This is a genomic window from Frigoribacterium endophyticum (assembly GCF_011759585.1).
Classification (GTDB): domain Bacteria; phylum Actinomycetota; class Actinomycetes; order Actinomycetales; family Microbacteriaceae; genus Frigoribacterium; species Frigoribacterium endophyticum.
In genome coordinates, this window is sequence record NZ_JAAOYV010000001.1 from 1,427,516 (window position 1) to 1,443,782 (window position 16,267).

Genomic DNA, 16,267 nt, shown 5'->3' on the forward strand with positions numbered 1-16,267 from the left:
CGGAGCCCCTGTGTGGAGGGACGCCCTCAGCCGCCCTGTGGAGAGACCGCGGGTCCTGCCTACGCCCGCCCGGCCTCGCGCCGCCGGTGCTCGGCGTCGACGGCGTCCGCCCGCAGCTCGGCGAGGCGGGCACGACGGGCCACGCGCTGGAGCACCGCCGCCACGGCGGCGGCGAGGACGACGAAGGCCCCGTACGCGCTCAGCACGGCGTCGAGCCCGTCGACGGGGACGAACACGCCGGCGAGCACGCTCGGCACGCCGAACGCCAGGTAGCTCGCCACGTAGACGCTCGACAGCACGCCGGCCCTCGCGTCGACGGGCGCCTCCGCGAGCACGAGCCGCAGCGCCGCCTGGAACCCCGCGCCGAACCCGACGCCGCCGACCACGGCCGCCACGACGAACAGCGGCACGGAGGCCGTCCAGAGCGCCGCGACGATGCCGATCGGCCCGACGACGAGGGCCACGACCCCGACGCGCAGCGCCCTCGCGGCGTCGACGCGCTGGATCGCGAGCCCCGTCAGCGCCCCCGACCCGGTGAAGAGCGCGATCGCGGCCCCGGTCAGCGCCGGGCTCGACACGTCGAAGGTCGTCCGCAGGATCGTGCCCGCGAAGGCGAGGAACATGCCGCCGAGGCCCCAGCTCGCGATCATGCAGCCGACGACCGCGACGAAGACGCGCCGCGCCTCCCCCGGCACCGTGACGGTGGGCACGAGCGACCGCAGGGCCCCGGAGGCGCGGGGCACGCGCTCGGGGACGAACGCCACCGCGACCCCGCACGCCACCATGGCGGCCGCCAGCACGAGGAAGACGAGGCGCTCGGGCAGCGGCCCGAACTCGACGAGGAGCCCGCTGGTCAGCGCCCCGACGGTGAGCGCGACCGGCGGGGTCACGCCGTTGAGGAAGGCTGCGAGGGCGGGCCGGGAGGCCGGCTGGTGGTCGATCATCCCAGCGCCGAGGGCCCCGGTCGCGAGGCCGATGGCGAGGCCCTGGAGCACGCGCGCGACGACGAGCGCCAGGTCGCCCGTCGCGACGGAGAAGACGAGCATCGCCGACACCGACACCGCGAGGCCGGCCAGCACGAGGGGCCGACGCCCGACGTGGTCCGACAGCCGACCTGCGGTGAGCAGGGTCGCCAGCAGGCCCGCGACGTAGACCGCGAAGACCACCGTCAGCGCGAGCGGCGAGAGCGACCACTCCTCCTGGTAGATCGGGTAGAGCGGCGACGGGGCCGAGCCGCTCGCGACGAGCACGAGCAGCGTGAGGGCGTAGACGACCAGCCCCGCCGACCCTCCGCCGCCGCGGCCGCCGGGCCGCCGGGAGACGCGGGGGCGGGGGACGCTGCCGGTGGCGGGCTGGGCTCGTTCTGTCGTCTGCACGGGGAGGGCCAACCGCCCGGCCCGCCCGCGTGTTCCCGGCGCAGACTGGTCGAGTGACCACGACCGCCCCGCCCACCGTGACCTTCCCCGACGGCCGCACCGCCCCCGCCCTCGGCCAGGGCACCTGGTACCTCGGCGACGACCCTCGCCGCCGCGCGGCCGAGCTGGAGGCCCTCCGCACCGGGCTCGACCTCGGCCTCACGCTCGTCGACACCGCCGAGATGTACGGCGACGGGGCCGCGGAGGCCCTCGTCGGCGAGGCGATCGCCGGCCGCCGCGACGAGGTCTTCCTGGTCAGCAAGGTGCTGCCGGGCAACGCCAGCCGCCGGGGCACCGTCGACGCCTGCCACGCGAGCCTCCGGCGCCTCGGCACCGACCGTCTCGACCTCTACCTGCTGCACTGGCGGGGCGGCCACCCTCTCTCCGACACGGTGGAAGCGATGGAGGCGCTGGTCGAGGAGGGCGCGATCGGCGCCTGGGGCGTCAGCAACTTCGACGTCGACGACCTGGACGACCTGGCCGCGGCGACCGGCGCCGGGGGCTCGCCCCGCGCCTCCGGCCCCCACACCGACCAGGTGCTCTACAACCTCGCCCGCCGCGGCCCCGAGTTCGACCTGCTGCCCCGGCTGCGCGCCGACGGCGTGCCGCTGATGGCGTACTCGCCCGTCGACCACGGCGAGCTGCTCGACCACCCGGTCGTCGCGTCGGTCGCCCACGACCTCGGCGTGACGCCGGCCCAGCTGGCGCTCGCCTGGGTGCTGCGCCTCGCCCCCGACGTGTGCGTCGCCGTCAAGGCCGGCAGCGCCGCCCACACGCGCGAGAACGCGGCGGCGCTCGACGTCGACATCGACGACCAGGCCTTCGTGCAGCTCGAGCGGGCCTTCCCCGCGCCGACCGCGGCCGTGCCGCTCGAGGTGCTCTGACCCGTGACCGGCCCCCGACCGGCCCGCGCAGCCCCGGCGACGCCCGGTACGCTCGCCCCATGTCGGTCGTGCGCGAGTTCAGGTCGGGCGCGGCCCTGCTCGGCCGCGGGCTGCGCCTCTGGGGCACGTCGCCCCGCCTGATGCTGCTCGGCGCCGTCCCCGCCGTGATCGTCGGCCTCGTCTTCGTCGGGCTGCTCGTGCTCGTCAACGGCTACGCCGACGACGTCGCCGCGGCGCTCACCCCGTTCGCCGACGCCTGGCCCGAGTGGGAGGCCCAGGTCGTCCGCCTCGTCATCGGCCTCGCCGTGGCGGCCCTCGCCGTGCTGCTCGCCGTGTTCACCTTCACCGCCGTGACCCTGCTGGTGGGCGACCCGTTCTACGAGCGCATCTGGCGACACGTCGAGCGACGCGAGGGCGACGCCCCGGCCGACCTCGGCACCGGGTTCTGGCGAGGTCTCGCCAAGAGCGTCGGCGACTCGCTCCGGCTGCTGCTCGCGACGGCGTCGGTCGGCCTCCTCCTGTTCGTCGGCGGCTTCGTGCCCGTCGTCGGGCAGACGGTCGTGCCGGTGCTGGCCGCCGTGACCGGCGGGTGGTTCCTCACCGTCGAGCTCACCGGCTTCGCGTTCGACGCCCGCGGCCGGACCCTCCGCGAGCGGAGGCGGGCGCTGGGCCTCCGACGGGCGCACACGCTGGGCTTCGGCACCGTCACCTGGCTCTCGTTCCTCGTGCCGTTCGGGGCCGTGCTCGTGATGCCGGCCGCGGTGGCGGGGGCGACCCTGCTCGCGCGGGAGGCCGACGCGGCCGCCCGCGGTGCGGCGCCCGCGGTGTCCGCACCGCCCACGCCGCCGTCTCCGCCCACCCCGCCCGTGCCGACCGCGCCGCAGAAGGGCCGAGCGGGCTGACGCCCGACCGGGCGGCCTGACAGACTCAGTGGCACCACGCCCGCCGACGAAGGAGTCGCCCCGCATGAAGATCGACAAGGCCGAGGTGATCGTCACCAGCCCCGACCGCAACTTCGTGACCCTCAAGCTCACGACCGACGACGGGGTCACCGGCCTCGGCGACGCCACCCTCAACGGCCGGGAGCTCGCGGTCGTCGCGTACCTCTCCGAGCACGTCGTGCCGCTCCTCCTCGGCCGGGACGCCGCCCGCATCGAGGACACCTGGCAGTTCCTGTACCGGAGCGCCTACTGGCGGCGCGGACCCGTCACGATGGCCGCGATCGCCGCCGTCGACGTCGCCCTCTGGGACATCAAGGCGAAGGTCGCCGGCATGCCGCTCTACCAGCTGCTCGGGGGCGCCTCCCGCACCGGCCTGCTCGCCTACGGCCACGCCTCCGGCAAGGACCTCCCCGAGCTGTTCGACAGCGTGCGCGAGCACCAGGAGCAGGGCTACCGCGCGATCCGCGTGCAGACCGGCGTGCCCGGGCTCACGTCGATCTACGGCATCGCCTCGAACGCCACCTTCGACGCCAACGCCGGGGTGCGCTACGACCACGAGCCGGCCCAGCGCGGCGCCCTGCCGAACGAGGAGGACTGGGACACCCGCTCGTACCTGCGCCACGTGCCCACCGTCTTCGAGGCCGTGCGCGCCGAGTTCGGGCCGGAGATCCCCCTCCTCCACGACGGGCACCACCGCATGACGCCGATCCAGGCCGCGTCGCTCGGCAAGAGCCTCGAGCCCTACGACCTCTTCTGGCTCGAGGACGTCACGCCCGCCGAGAACCCCGAGGCCCTGCGCCTGGTGCGGCAGCACACGACCACGCCGCTCGCGATCGGCGAGATCTTCAACACCGTCTGGGACTACCAGCAGATCATCCGCGAGCAGCTGATCGACTACGTGCGGAGCACCGTCACCCACACCGGCGGCATCACGCACCTCAAGCGGGTGCTCGAGTACGCCGCGCAGTACCAGATCCGGTCGGGCATGCACGGCCCGACCGACATCTCGCCGGTGGGCATGGCGGCGGCGATGCACCTCGGGCTGTCGATCCACAACTTCGGGATCCAGGAGTACATGCAGCACGGCTCGCGGACGGACAGCGTGTTCCGGCAGTCGTTCACGTTCGAGGGCGGCATGCTGCACCCGGGCGAGCAGCCGGGGCTCGGCGTCGAGCTCGACGTCGACGAGGCCGGGAAGTACCCGTACGAGAAGGCGTACCTGCCCTACAACCGACTGGCCGACGGCACCGTCCACGACTGGTAGCCCCGGGGAGGCGCGGGTCGGGTCAGGTGCCCGCGTAGGCGGACCGCAGGTCGTCGACCACGAGCCGGCCCATGCCCATCATGGCCGCCATGGCCCGGGCCGCCCCCTCCGGGTCCGGGCCGCCGAGGGTCTCGCCGAGGGCGCTCGGGACGATCTGCCAGGAGAAGCCCCAGCGGTCGGTGAGCCAGCCGCAGCGGCCCTCCTCGCCGCCGTCGGCGACGAGGGCGTCCCACAGGCGGTCGAGCTCGGGCTGGTCGGAGACCGGCACCGAGAACGACACGGCGTCGGAGGGGGCGTGCCCCGGCCCGCCGTTCAGCCCCTGGAAGCCCTGGCCGTCGAGCTCGAACTCGACCACGAGCGCCTGGCCGGCGAGGGCCGGGTCGGGGAAGTCGTCGGGGTACCGGGAGACGTCGGTGACACGGGAACCGGGGAAGAGCGAGACGTAGAACGTCGCGGCGGCCTCGGCCTCGCCGTCGAACCAGAGCACGGGGGTGATGCGGGGCACAGTGCGCCTCCTCGGTCAGGGGCGGCAGCGTCGTCGCCGCCGCGTGCCGCCCACCGTACCGCCGCCCCGCTCAGCCGACCAGGGCCTCGATCGGGCCGCGCACGAAGTAGACGAGGAACCCCAGCGACACGATCCAGAGCAGCGGGCTGATCTCGCGCGCCTTGCCGGAGGCGGCCCGGACGATCACCCAGCTGATGAAGCCGACGCCGATGCCGTTGGCGATCGAGTAGGTCAGCGGCATGGTGATGATGGTGAGGAAGACCGGCAGGGCGACGGAGAAGTCGGTCCAGTCGACGTCCTTGATCTGCGAGACCATGAGCGCGCCCACGATGACGAGCGCGGAGGCGGCCACCTCGAGCGGCACGACCTGCGTCAGCGGCGTGAAGAACATGGCGAGCACGAAGAGCAGGCCGGTGACGACCGAGGCCGCGCCGGTGCGGGCGCCCTCGCCGATGCCCGAGGCCGACTCGACGAAGACCGTGTTCGACGACGAGCTGGTGGCCCCGCCGGCGATCGCGCCGACGCCCTCGATGACGAGCGCGCTCTTGAGGCGGGGGAAGGTGCCGTCGGGTCGGGCGACGTCGGAGGCCTTGGCGAGGCCGGTCATCGTGCCCATCGCGTCGAAGAAGTTCGTGAAGACCAGCGTGAAGACCAGCATCACGGCCGAGAGGACGCCGATGCGGGCGAAGGCGCCGAAGCTGATGTCGCCGATGAGCGACAGGTCGGGCAGGGCCACGATCTGGGTCGGCATGACGGGGGCGTTGAGGTTCCAGTCGTCGAGGTTCTGCCCGTTCGACGTCGGCACCTGGAAGATCGCCTGCAGCACGATCGCGATGACCGTGGTGGCCACGATGCCGATGAAGATCGCCCCGCGCACGCGGCGGGCCATCAGCACGCCGATCACGACGAGCCCGATGACGAAGGTGATGGTCGGCAGCGTCGCGACGGAGCCGGCGGAGCCGAGCTGGAGGGGCGGCGACGCGGAGCCGCTGGTGCGGACGAAGCCGGAGTCGACGAGCCCGATGAACGCGATGAAGAGGCCGATCCCGACCGTGATCGCCGTCTTGAGCGCGGCGGGGACGGCGTTGAAGATCAGGCCGCGGAGGCCGGTGACGGCGAGGATCGTGATCACGAGGCCGTTGATGACGACGAGGCCCATCGCCTCGGGCCAGGTGACGTCCTGCACGACGGTGACCGCGAGGAACGAGTTGATGCCGAGGCCGGCCGCGAAGGCGAACGGGAGGCGCGCCACCGCCCCGAAGAGGATGGTCATGACGCCCGCGGTGAGGGCGGTGACGGCGCCCACCTGGGCGTTCTGCAGCCAGCCTCCCGCGACGTCCTGCGCAGCCTGGTCGGCGCTGAAGCCGCCGAGGATCAGCGGGTTGAGGATGACGATGTACGCCATCGTCACGAAGGTGACGACGCCGCCGCGGATCTCGCGGGCCCAGCTGGAGCCGCGGGCCGTGACCTCGAACCAGGAGTCGAGGCGTCCGGCGACGCCGGAGCGGGGTGCCGGCGCGCCCGTGGGCGCGGACGACGACGAGACGGGAGAGGACATGGCGGCGGCTCCGGTGGTGCGGGGGACGGTGCGGGCACGCGCTCGGCTCTGGGCGCTCTCCCAGCTTACGGGGCCGTGACGTGTCCCCCGTCGTCGGGGTGGTCGACGGGGTCGTCCTCGCCGACGACGGCGGCGACCATCGCGGCCACGACCTCGACGTCGGCCAGCTCGGCGGGCAGCACGACGGGGACGCGGCGGCCCGCCACCTCGACCCAGGTGCGCAGGACGACGGGCGTGGCCCGCGCCTCCGGCGTCCGGACCGCGAGGCCGTCGAGCCAGGGGCACTCCGTCTCGATCCAGCGGGTGTGCACGGTCGGGGCCTCGTCGCCGGGCGGGGCGAAGGCGGGGTCGTCGAGGAGGCGTCGGTGGAAGGGCGCGGAGGTCGCGGGGCCGTCGACGACGAGGTCGTCGAGGGCGCGTCGGGAGCGGCGCAGCGCCTCGTCACGGTCGCGGCCCCAGACCGAGAGGGTCATCAGCAGCGAGTCGCGACCGGGCGGGACATCGTCGCCGGGGGCCACGCCGGCGTCGACGCGGACGCCCGGCCCGCCGGGGAACTCGAGACGGGCGACCGGGGCCGGGGCCGGCAGGAAGCCACGGCCCGGGTCCTCGGCCGTGACGCGGAACGAGAGGGCGTGCCCGAGCACCGGCGGGGCGGCGGCGACCTCGAAGGGCCGCCCGTCGGCGAGCAGCAGCTGCTGCCGGACGAGGTCGACCCCGGTCGTCAGCTCGGTGACGGCGTGCTCGACGGACAGCGCCGTGCCGACCTCCAGGAAGGACACCTGGCCGGACTGCGAGACGAGGAACTCCACGGTGCCGGCGCCGCGGTACGAGACGGCCCCGCAGACGGCCGTGCTGACGTCGACGACGACGGCCAGCTGCTCGTCGGTGAGGAAGGGCGCCGGGGCCTCGGCGAGGAGCTTCTGGTGCCGGCGCTGCACCGAGCACTCGCGCGTGCCGACGACGACGACCCCGCCCTCGCCGTCGCCGAGCACCTGGGCCTCGACGTGCCGGGGCCGGTCGAGGTACTGCTCGACGAAGCACTCCCCGCGGCCGAAGACGGCGACGGCCTCGCGCACCGCGCTGTCGTGCAGGTCGGCCACCTCGTCGAGGCGACGCGCGACGCGGAGCCCCAGGCCGCCTCCCCCGTTCGCCGCCTTGAGGGCGATCGGGAGCCCGTGGCGCTGGGCGAACGCGACGGCCTGGTCGGGCCGGCGGACCGGCCCGGAGGTGCCCACGACGAGAGGCGCGCCGACCGAGTCGGCGAGGGCGCGCGCGGCGATCTTGTCGCCGAGCACCTCCATCGTCGCGGGGTCGGGGCCGACCCAGGTGAGCCCGGCCGCGACGACGCGGCGCGCGAACTCGGCGCTCTCGGAGAGCGGGCCGGCGCCCGGGTGCACCGCGTCGGCGCCGCTGCGCACGGCGGCGTCGAGCATCGCCTGCATGTCGCGGTAGGCGTCGGGGCGGCCGACCGGGGGCGTGCCGACGGCGGTGCCGACTGCGGTGCCCGCGCCGGGTGAGCCACCGACGGCGCCGACGGCCGGGGCGGCGTCGACCGCCGAGCCGGCGTCGAGCGCGTCGACGGGCTCGAGCGCCCAGGCCTCGTCGGCCGCGCGCACGTGCAGGGCGGCGGCGTCGTCGGCCGTGTAGACGGCGACCGAGGGCAGCTGGAGGTCGGCGCAGGCGCGGGCGATGCGCACGGCGACCTCGCCGCGCTCCGCGATGAGGAGCTTGATCACCGTTCCGTCCCCCGCTCGGCCGCGAGGCGCTCGTCGAGGTGGTCGTCCTGCCGGTCGCCGCGGCGACCCCGCCCGAGGTCGGGCCCGGGCACGACCCGGAACCGCACGCGGGCGCCGATCGGCACCTGGGCGGCCCGGTCGAGCTGGTCGCCCACGACGCACGCCACGACCGGGTAGCCGCCCGTCACCGGGTGGTCGGCCATGAAGAGCACGGGGTGGCCGGAGGGCGGCACCTGCAGGGCCCCCGACACGGTCGCCTCGCTCGGCAGCTCGGCGGGCAGCCCGTCGGCGACGAGGCGCTCGAGGGGCCGCTCGCCCTCGAGCCGCAGGCCGATGCGGTTCGACTGCGCCGTGACGGTGAAGCGCTGCTCGGTCAGCAGCTCGACGGCCTCGGGCGTGAACCAGTCGTCCCGCGGGCCGAGCACGACGTCGAGGAAGGTCACCTCGTCGGGCGCCGAGACCGTGCGCTGCACGTCGGGCGCCGCCGCGGCGACGCTCTCGGCCCAGGCGCGGCCCACCGCGAGCTCGTCGCCGACGCGCACCCGCTGCGGGCCGAGCCCGGCGAGCACGTCGCCCGAGACGCTGTCGAGCACCGGCTCGGCCTCCCAGCCGCCGCGGACGGCGAGGTACGAGTAGACGCCCCGGGGAGGCGCCCCCACGTTGAGCACGTCGCCGTCGTCGAGTGCGAAGGCGGCACCCACCACGGCAGGGCGGGGGCCGGCGGGACCGGTGACCGTGATCGGCACGGGAGCACCCGCCACGGCGAGCACGAGGTCGCCGCGCGCCGTCGCCTCGAGGCCGCCGTAGGCCAGCTCGAGGGCGGCCGAGCCGGTGGCGGCGCCGACGAGGCGGTTCGCCTCGCGGAGCGCCCGGTGGTCCATCGCGCCGGAGCGGGAGACCCCGAGGCCGGAGCGGCCGGGCCGGCCGAGGTCCTCGAGGATCGTGTGCGGGCCGGGGCGGTCGACGACCAGGGCCCGGTCAGGGCGGGGCGGCGGCGCGATCGGCGACGACGCGGCCTGCGACGACGCGGCCCGGGTCGACGCGGAGCGCACCACGGCCCCGTCGGCCGGCGCCACGGCCGCGTCGGGCCGGTCGCCGGTGCTCGCCGTGACGTCGACGAAGCGCACCCGCATGCCCGGCTGCAGCAGCGCGGGCACGCGCTCGGCGAGGTCCCAGAGGGCGACCTCGGTGCGGCCGACGATCTGCCAGCCGCCCGGGCTCTCGCGGGGGTAGACACCGCAGAACTCGCCCGCGAGGGCGACGGCGCCGGCCGGCACGTGGGTGCGCGGCACGGCCCGTCGCGGCACGGCGAGGGCGGGGTCGCCGCCGGAGAGGTAGGCGAAGCCCGGCGCGAAGCCGGTGAAGGCGACGGTGTGCACGGCGCCGGTGTGGCGGCGCACGACCTCCTCGACCGTCAGGCCGCTCAGCTCGGCGACCTCGGCGAGGTCGTCGCCGTCGTAGCGCACCGGGATCTCGACGAGGCGCCCCTCGGTCGCGGCGTCGCGCGAGCTCGGCAGCGACCGGATCACCGAGAGCAGGGAGCTGACCGGCAGCAGCGCGGGCAGGAAGCGGACGGCGACGGTGCGCGGTGCAGGGACGACGTCGAGGATCCCCGCCACGGGCTGCGCGAGGAGCGCCCCGAACAGGGCCAGCGACTCGTCGAGGTCGGCGGTCTCGATGAGGATCCCGTCCGTGCCGAGGGGAAGGATGCGCGGCTCCCGCGGGAGGCCGCCGTGCCGGTCGGCGGAGCCGGAGCGGTCGTGGCCGCTCACGTCGACGCCCCCGGGACGGTGACGAAGGAGCGCAGGGCGACCCCCGCCTCCTCGAGGCCGGTGCGGACGGCGCGCGCGACCTCGACCGCGTCGGGCGAGTCGCCGTGCACGCAGACCGTGCGCGCGTCGACCTCGACCTCGTGGCCGTCGACGGAGGCGACCCGCCCCGTCTCGACGAGCGAGAGCACGCGGTCGCGGATCTCGGCGGGGTCGTGCAGCACCGCCCCGGGCTCGCGACGGGGCACGAGCTCGCCCGACGCCGTGTAGGCGCGGTCGGCGAAGGCCTCGGGCACGGTGACGAGGCCCGCGGCGGAGGCGCGGCGGAGGAAGGCCGACCCGGCCAGCCCCACGACGGCGAGCGCCGGGTCGACCCGCAGCACGGCCTCGACGACCGCGTCGGCGTGGGCGGCTCCGCGGTCGTCGTCGCGGGCGATGGTCGTGTAGAGCGCACCGTGCGGCTTGACGTACCGCACGGCCGTGCCGGCGGCCCGGGCGAGGCCGTCGAGGGCGCCCACCTGGTAGGCGACGTCGCCTACCAGCTCGGAGGGCGAGGCGTCGAGGTAGCGGCGCCCGAAGCCGGCGAGGTCGCGGTACGACACGTGCGCGCCGACGACGACACCGCGCCGGTGCGCCTGGCCCACGACGCGGAGGAGGGACTCGGGGTCGCCGGCGTGGAAGCCGCAGGCGACGTTCGCGCTCGTGACGACGTCCAGCAGGGCCTCGTCGTCGCCCAGGGTCCACCGGCCGAAGCCCTCGCCGAGGTCGGCGTTGAGGTCGATGGTCGTCATGGTGGGGCCTTCCGTGCGGCGGGGCCGTCGGTGGGGGGCGGGGTGGGCGGCGTGCGGTGCCGAGCGCCGGGCGGCCGGGCGGTGGTCAGCCCGGTCGGTCGGCGTCCACCGTACCGGCAGGTACGGTCGCGCCCGGTGGGAGCGCGTTCAGCCGGCTCGCCGCACGAGCAGGGCCCGCGTCACGAGCGGCACCTGGAGCGGCAGGCGCACGAGGGTCACGACGCGGCGCACGCGGGAGGCACGGGCGCTGTGCAGGGACCGCGTCGCCATCGACACGTTGGCCGGGAACACGGCGACGAACAGGGCCGCGGCGAGCGCGCCCCCCACGCGCCGGGTGGGGCGGGAGGCCAGCGCCGCCGCGACGACGAGCTCGGCGACCCCGGAGGAGACCGTCCAGAAGCGGGCGGGGCCGGGCATGCTGCGCGGCACGACGGCGTCGTAGGTCGCGGGCGCGACGAGGTGGAGGACGCCGCTCCCGCCGAGGGCCGCGGCGAGGAGGCGGGCGGTGCGGGCGGCGGAGGCGTGCTCGGTGCGGGCGGCGGCGGTGCGGCCGGGGCGACCGGGGCGGGGGCGTCGGGGGCTCATGCGGTCCATCTTCCTCGCCCGCGACTCCTCGGTGCCTGGCCCGTGCCCGCTCGGTGCCTGCCCCGTGCCCGGGGCGTGCCTCAGACGGCGGGGGTGCGGCCCGAGCCGCCGAAGCGGATCGAGACGTCGAGGCGCCAGGCCTTCGGCTCGCCCGTGACGTGGGTCGTGCCGACGAAGCGCAGCCGGTCGCCGGCGCCGAGGCTCAGCACGCCGTGGACGTCCTCCCGGCCCTCGAGCCAGAAGGCGATGTCGTGCTCGTCGAGCAGGTCGTCGTCGACGGTGGCACCGAAGGTGGCCCCGTCGAACTTGAGAGGCACGTCACGGAAGTGCAGGCGCGGCGGGGCGTCCGACCAGTCGACGTCGGCCGGCAGGCGCTCGGCGACCACGGTGGCGTCGACCACCCCGTCGCTCCCGAGCGTCACGGACGAGGCGCGCAGGTCGATGCCGAGGTCGTCGCCGTCGACACGGAATCGGTTCTCCACCCCGCCCACGCTAGCGGCGCGGCCCCGTCTCGTCACCTGTGCCGTGCAGGAGGAATGGGGGCGTGCCCCGCGGGGTTGGCGCTGAGCATGGAGAAGAGCATCGGGTTCCTGTCGTTCGGGCACTACCAGGACGTGCCCGGGTCACGGACCCCGACCGCCCGGGAGGCGCTGGTCCAGTCGATCGAGCTGGCGGTCGCCGCCGAGGAGATCGGCATCGACCAGGCGTCGGTGCGCGTGCACCACTTCGCGAAGCAGCTGGCGAGCCCCTTCCCGCTGCTGGCCGCCATGGCGGCGCGGACGAGCCGCATCGAGCTCGGCACCGGCATCATCGACATGCGCTACGAGAACCCGCTCTCGATGGCCGAGCAGGCCGCGGCCGCGGACCTGATCAGCGCGGGTCGCCTGCAGCTCGGCGTGAGCCGGGGGTCGCCCGAGACGTCCCTGCGCGGCTACGAGGCTTTCGGCCACGTGCCCGTCGACGGCGAGACCGACGCGGACATGGCGCGCCGCCACACCGCGCTGTTCCGCTCCGCGATCGCGGGCGACGCGGTCGCGACGAGCGACCCGCGCATGACCGGCTGGTCGAGCCCGCTCGCGATCGAGCCGCTGTCCCCCGGGCTGGGCGACCGCATCTGGTGGGGCTCCGGCACCCGCGCGACGGCGACGTGGACGGCCGAGCAGGGCATGAACCTCATGAGCAGCACCCTCCTGACGGAGGACACCGGCGTGCCGTTCGACGAGCTGCAGGCGGAGCAGATCGCGCTCTACCGCGAGGCGTGGGCCGCCGCCGGTCACGCCCGCGAGCCCCGCGTCTCGGTGAGCCGCAGCGTCATCCCGATCACCACCGACGAGGACGTCCGGTACTTCGGCGTCCGCGCCCAGCAGGACTCGCGCGACCAGGTCGGCCTGCTCGACGGGGTGCAGTCGCGCTTCGGCAAGAGCTACGTCGGCGAGCCCGACGTGATCGCCGCGCAGCTCGCCGACGACGCGGCCGTCCGGGCGGCCGACACCGTGCTGCTCACCGTGCCGAACCAGCTCGGGGTCGACTACAACGCCCGGCTGCTGCGCACGGTGGCCGACCACGTCGCGCCCGCGTTCGGCTGGGCCCCGGCGCACGCGGCGACGCGCCCGCGCTGACCGACGCGCGGGCACGCCGCGCGACACGGCGACGAGGTGCCCCGCCCTGTGGTCTCCGGGAGTCGGAGGCCGCAGGACGGGGCACCTCGGTGCACGTCGGTGCACCAGCGTCGGCGCGTCAGCCGGCGATGGGCGTCGGGTCGACCGGGTTCGGCGGCACCGGCAGCGAGCCGCGGATCTGGTTCTGCGCCTGGCACTGGCTGGTGCAGTTCGTGGCCCCGGCGCTGAGCTCGATCGCGTCCTCGCCGAGCACGCCGCCGAGGCGGCCGCCGGGCTGCACGAGCCACTTCGTGACGGTGCCGCTCTGGAACGTCTTCGTCGCCACCTGAGGGCTGTCCTTGCCGAGCAGCATCTGGTGCGCGTCGGCCCCCGACGTGACCGCGTCGACCCCGTCGCCGAAGTTGACCTTGCCCGTGTACTGGTTGACGAAGTAGAAGACGCCGGGCGCGAGGGTGTGCACGTACTCGACGGGGGCGGCGAACTCGGCCTCCATCTGGAAGATGCCGCCCTGCGCACCGTCCTTCGCCTGGATCTTGAACTTCCCGGCCGACGTGCTGAACAGCAGCGTCAGGGTGTCGTCCTTGACCTCGAGGGACTTGATGGTCGCTCCCGCCCGCTGCGCCGGCGTCAGCGTCGGCACCTTGGAGGCGAAGACCACGGTGGGCCGCGTCACCATGCGCTGCGTGTCGGGGGCACCGGTGAGCGTGTAGTCGTAGACGCCGAGGGTCGCGACGTCGACGTCGAAGCCGTTGTTCACGCCCCGCACCGCGATGCGGGCGGACGGCGCGAGGTCGGCGAGCTTGAGGCTGCGGCCCGGCGCGGGGTCGTAGGTGGTGCCGCCGATCGTGACGGCGTAGTTCCCGCCGGCGCTGGTCTTGCCGGAGGCGCTGGCCGGGGCGGCCGAGAGGGCGAGCGACCCGGCGACGACGGCGGCGACGAGCACCGCGGCGCGGGCGGAGCGGAGGAGTGACGAGGGCATGGTGGGGGCCTTCCGAGGAGGGTGTGCGGCCGGCTCCGGCCGCATACCGAGTCTCGGCGGGCGCCCGACGCCGCACCATCGGACCTTGGTACTAGTACCCGTGGTCGCGGGCCCAGAGCGCCGCGCTCGTGCGGTCGCCCACACCCACGCGGCGGAAGATGCTGCCCACGTGGGCCTTGACCGTCCGCTCGGCGATGCCGAGCTCGTGACCGATCTGGCGGTTGGAGAGCCCCCGCCCCAGCAGGCGCAGCACGTCGGCCTCCCGACCGACGACGACCCGCGCCTCCGGCGGGTCCTCCTCGCCCCGGCCGCCCGGGTCGGGGACGGTGACCGCCGGAGTCGCGGCGCGGGCCGGCAGGAGCGCCCGCGCCGCCCTCGGGTCGAGCGGTGCGTCGCCGCGCGCCGCCGACCGGACGCCGTCGAGGACGGTCGCCGGGTCGGCGTCCTTGAGCAGGTAGCCCGTCGCCCCGGCGGCGAGGGCGCCCTGGACGGTCGCCGCGTCGGGGAACGAGGTCAGGACGACCACCCGTGCCGACGAACCGCCGTCGATCAGCCGTCGTGTCGCCTCGACCCCGCCGATGCCCGGCATCGACACGTCCATCAGCACGACGTCGGGATCGAGGGGCGGCACGAGCCGCAGCGCGGCCTCGCCGTCCGCCGCCTCGCCCACGACGCGGACGTCGTCCGCGCCGTCGAGCAGGGCGCGGAGCCCCGCCCGCACGAGCGGGTGGTCGTCGACCACCACGACCGTGATCACGGCGCGCCGGTCGTGAGGCGCCACCGGCTGCCCCGGCCCGGCGCGGTCGCGAGCTCGAGGGTCGCCTCCGCCTCGGCGGCGAGGTCGCGGAGCACGCGCAGCCCGAAGTGGGAGGGGTCGGGCCGGTCGAGGAGCGCGGGGTCGAAGCCGACCCCGTCGTCGGCGATCGTCACGACGGCCCCGGGCCGGCCGGCCGGGGCGGCCACGCGCACGGTGCACGTCGAGGCCCGGGCGTGGGCGACCACGTTCACCAGCGACTCCTGCACGACCCGGAAGACCAGGCGCTGGTGGTCGGCGGAGAGAGCCCTCGCGACGTCGGGGTCGACGTCGAGGCGGACGGGCACGCCGCGCGCCGACGCGGCCTGGGCGAGGTCGACGAGGGCCGGCTCGAGCCCCGACGCGGCGAGGCTCGCCGGGTAGATGTCGACCAGGAGGCTGCGGAGGGCGCCCACGCTGCCGCGGACGGTCGCGGCGACGGCGTCGAGCCCGTCGGCCGTCGCCGGGTCGCCGCGGCGTCGCGACGCGGCGGACTCGGCCGAGACCGCGAGCGAGGTCGCGACGAGGTCCTGGACGACGCCGTCGTGGAGGGCGCCCGCGATGCGCCGCCGCTCGTCGCCGCTCGCCTCGAGGGCGCGCTCGAGCAGCGCCTCGCGGTGGCGGCGAGCGCCCTGCAGGGCGCGGAGCAGACGGGCGAGCACGGGGAGCAGCAGCAGCACGACGAGCAGGATGCTGCCGATGGTGATGCCCGCGAAGCCGACCCAGATCTGGCCGCTCCGCTGCACGACCTCGTCGTAGCGGAAGTACACCTCGGCGAGCAGCGGTCGGCCGCTGGGCGTGCGGACGGAGCGGTAGGCCTCGAGCAGGCGGCCCTCGTCGCGTTCGTAGACGTTCTCGGGCTCGGTGAGGTCGCTGACCTCCGACTCGACGCCCGAGCCGCGGAGGGCCTCGAGGTCGTCGTCGCCGAGCTCGAACCGCTGACCGATCAGCCGGTGCTCGTCGCTCCAGACGACCCGGCCGGTCTCGTCCCAGATCTTGACCCGGGCGATGCTCTCGCTGAGCACGTGGTCGCGGACGACGGCGTCCATGACGGCGACGGCCGCGGGGTCGCCCTCGACCAGGGCGTCGGTGAGGTCCGGCTCGATCAGGGCGTCGCCGATGCGGTCCGCGCGATCGGCCGCGTCGGCCACGGACTCCGCCTCGGCGAGGCGCCGGGCGGCGACCAGGGCCGCGACGGAGACCGCGACGATGACGAGCACGGCGACGACCGCGACCCAGACCACGACGCGCCCGGCGCTGGGGTCGTGCGACGCCGACGACGTCGACCGGTCGGGCCGTGTGACGACCCGCCACGGCGGGGCGTCGGCGCTCGCCTCCCCCTGAGGACTGCTCATGCGTCCATCCTGCCCCGGCGGGGGCGCACCTCCGAGCCGACTCGACGTGGGAGCCTCCCCCCGGAGCAGACTC

General features: G+C 75.6%; 15 protein-coding genes. 4 read left to right on the plus strand and 11 right to left on the minus strand.

Annotation, left to right across the window (positions count from 1 at the left end; all coding sequences use genetic code 11):
* Positions 1-59: 59 nt before the first annotated feature.
* Positions 60-1,376 carry an MFS transporter gene (locus FHR77_RS06640; protein WP_167259280.1) on the minus strand — a complete coding sequence of 439 codons (1,317 nt, stop codon included), beginning with the start codon at positions 1,374-1,376 and terminating at the stop codon, positions 60-62.
* A gap of 53 nt (positions 1,377-1,429) precedes the next feature.
* Between FHR77_RS06640 and FHR77_RS06645 the strand changes: the two genes are divergently transcribed.
* The 3 genes from FHR77_RS06645 to manD all read left to right on the plus strand — a co-directional run bounded on the left by FHR77_RS06645 (position 1,430) and on the right by manD (position 4,504).
* A complete protein-coding gene (locus FHR77_RS06645; RefSeq protein ID WP_167259281.1) occupies positions 1,430-2,299 on the plus strand; it encodes an aldo/keto reductase in 870 nt (289 codons plus the stop codon).
* Between the two features lie 59 nt (positions 2,300-2,358).
* Entirely contained in the window at positions 2,359-3,201 is an 843-nt protein-coding gene (locus FHR77_RS06650; protein ID WP_167259282.1) for an EI24 domain-containing protein, read from the plus strand.
* Between the two features lie 64 nt (positions 3,202-3,265).
* Entirely contained in the window at positions 3,266-4,504 is a 1,239-nt protein-coding gene (gene manD / locus FHR77_RS06655) for a D-mannonate dehydratase ManD (RefSeq protein ID WP_167259283.1), read from the plus strand.
* 22 nt (positions 4,505-4,526) lie between these two features.
* Here the strand turns inward: manD and FHR77_RS06660 are convergent, their stop codons facing one another.
* The 7 genes from FHR77_RS06660 to FHR77_RS06690 form a co-directional block, all read right to left on the minus strand.
* On the minus strand, positions 4,527-5,009 hold the full coding sequence (locus tag FHR77_RS06660; RefSeq protein ID WP_167259284.1) for a VOC family protein: 483 nt from the start codon (positions 5,007-5,009) through the stop codon (positions 4,527-4,529).
* A gap of 70 nt (positions 5,010-5,079) precedes the next feature.
* Complete coding sequence (locus tag FHR77_RS06665; protein ID WP_167259285.1) at positions 5,080-6,567, minus strand: NCS2 family permease; 1,488 nt, start codon at positions 6,565-6,567, stop codon at positions 5,080-5,082.
* A gap of 65 nt (positions 6,568-6,632) precedes the next feature.
* On the minus strand, positions 6,633-8,303 hold the full coding sequence (locus FHR77_RS06670; RefSeq protein ID WP_167259286.1) for an ATP-binding protein: 1,671 nt from the start codon (positions 8,301-8,303) through the stop codon (positions 6,633-6,635).
* Positions 8,300-10,075: a 5-oxoprolinase subunit B/C family protein gene (locus FHR77_RS06675; protein WP_341777251.1), complete on the minus strand. Its 1,776-nt coding sequence runs from the start codon at positions 10,073-10,075 to the stop codon at positions 8,300-8,302. Before FHR77_RS06675 ends, FHR77_RS06670 begins: the two co-directional genes overlap by 4 nt.
* The gene (locus FHR77_RS06680) at positions 10,072-10,863 is read right to left on the minus strand and encodes a LamB/YcsF family protein (RefSeq protein WP_167259287.1); all 792 of its coding nucleotides are present in this window, start codon (positions 10,861-10,863) and stop codon (positions 10,072-10,074) included. Before FHR77_RS06680 ends, FHR77_RS06675 begins: the two co-directional genes overlap by 4 nt.
* Positions 10,864-11,010: 147 nt before the next feature.
* Entirely contained in the window at positions 11,011-11,448 is a 438-nt protein-coding gene (locus tag FHR77_RS06685) for a DoxX family protein (protein WP_167259288.1), read from the minus strand.
* 80 nt (positions 11,449-11,528) lie between these two features.
* Positions 11,529-11,930 (minus strand): hypothetical protein, encoded by a 402-nt coding sequence (locus FHR77_RS06690; protein ID WP_056055167.1) that lies wholly within the window; start codon positions 11,928-11,930, stop codon positions 11,529-11,531.
* 87 nt (positions 11,931-12,017) lie between these two features.
* On the opposite strand from FHR77_RS06690, the gene FHR77_RS06695 reads away from it, so the two are divergent.
* The gene (locus FHR77_RS06695; protein WP_167259289.1) at positions 12,018-13,067 is read left to right on the plus strand and encodes an LLM class flavin-dependent oxidoreductase; all 1,050 of its coding nucleotides are present in this window, start codon (positions 12,018-12,020) and stop codon (positions 13,065-13,067) included.
* A 118-nt stretch (positions 13,068-13,185) separates the two neighbouring features.
* Here FHR77_RS06695 and FHR77_RS06700 read toward each other — a convergent pair whose 3' ends face one another.
* The 3 genes from FHR77_RS06700 to FHR77_RS06710 all read right to left on the minus strand — a co-directional run bounded on the left by FHR77_RS06700 (position 13,186) and on the right by FHR77_RS06710 (position 16,194).
* Positions 13,186-14,046, minus strand: a complete 861-nt coding sequence (locus FHR77_RS06700; protein WP_167259290.1) for a hypothetical protein — start codon at positions 14,044-14,046, stop codon at positions 13,186-13,188.
* Between the two features lie 91 nt (positions 14,047-14,137).
* Positions 14,138-14,803, minus strand: coding sequence for a response regulator (locus FHR77_RS16590; protein WP_167259291.1), 666 nt, complete (start codon positions 14,801-14,803; stop codon positions 14,138-14,140).
* Positions 14,800-16,194, minus strand: a complete 1,395-nt coding sequence (locus FHR77_RS06710; protein WP_167259292.1) for a sensor histidine kinase — start codon at positions 16,192-16,194, stop codon at positions 14,800-14,802. The genes FHR77_RS16590 and FHR77_RS06710 overlap by 4 nt, the downstream gene beginning before the upstream one ends.
* Positions 16,195-16,267 lie beyond the last annotated feature (73 nt).

What these genes read in the sequence shown, in the direction of transcription:
- FHR77_RS06650 (WP_167259282.1), top strand. Translation starts at nt 2,359, where the DNA reads ATGTCGGTCGTGCGCGAGTTCAGGTCGGGCGCGGCCCTGCTCGGCCGC.
- manD (WP_167259283.1), top strand. Translation starts at nt 3,266, where the DNA reads ATGAAGATCGACAAGGCCGAGGTGATCGTCACCAGCCCCGACCGCAAC.
- FHR77_RS06665 (WP_167259285.1), bottom strand. Translation starts at nt 6,567, where the DNA reads ATGTCCTCTCCCGTCTCGTCGTCGTCCGCGCCCACGGGCGCGCCGGCA.
- FHR77_RS06680 (WP_167259287.1), bottom strand. Translation starts at nt 10,863, where the DNA reads ATGACGACCATCGACCTCAACGCCGACCTCGGCGAGGGCTTCGGCCGG.
- FHR77_RS06685 (WP_167259288.1), bottom strand. Translation starts at nt 11,448, where the DNA reads ATGAGCCCCCGACGCCCCCGCCCCGGTCGCCCCGGCCGCACCGCCGCC.
- FHR77_RS06695 (WP_167259289.1), top strand. Translation starts at nt 12,018, where the DNA reads ATGGAGAAGAGCATCGGGTTCCTGTCGTTCGGGCACTACCAGGACGTG.
- FHR77_RS06700 (WP_167259290.1), bottom strand. Translation starts at nt 14,046, where the DNA reads ATGCCCTCGTCACTCCTCCGCTCCGCCCGCGCCGCGGTGCTCGTCGCC.
- FHR77_RS06710 (WP_167259292.1), bottom strand. Translation starts at nt 16,194, where the DNA reads ATGAGCAGTCCTCAGGGGGAGGCGAGCGCCGACGCCCCGCCGTGGCGG.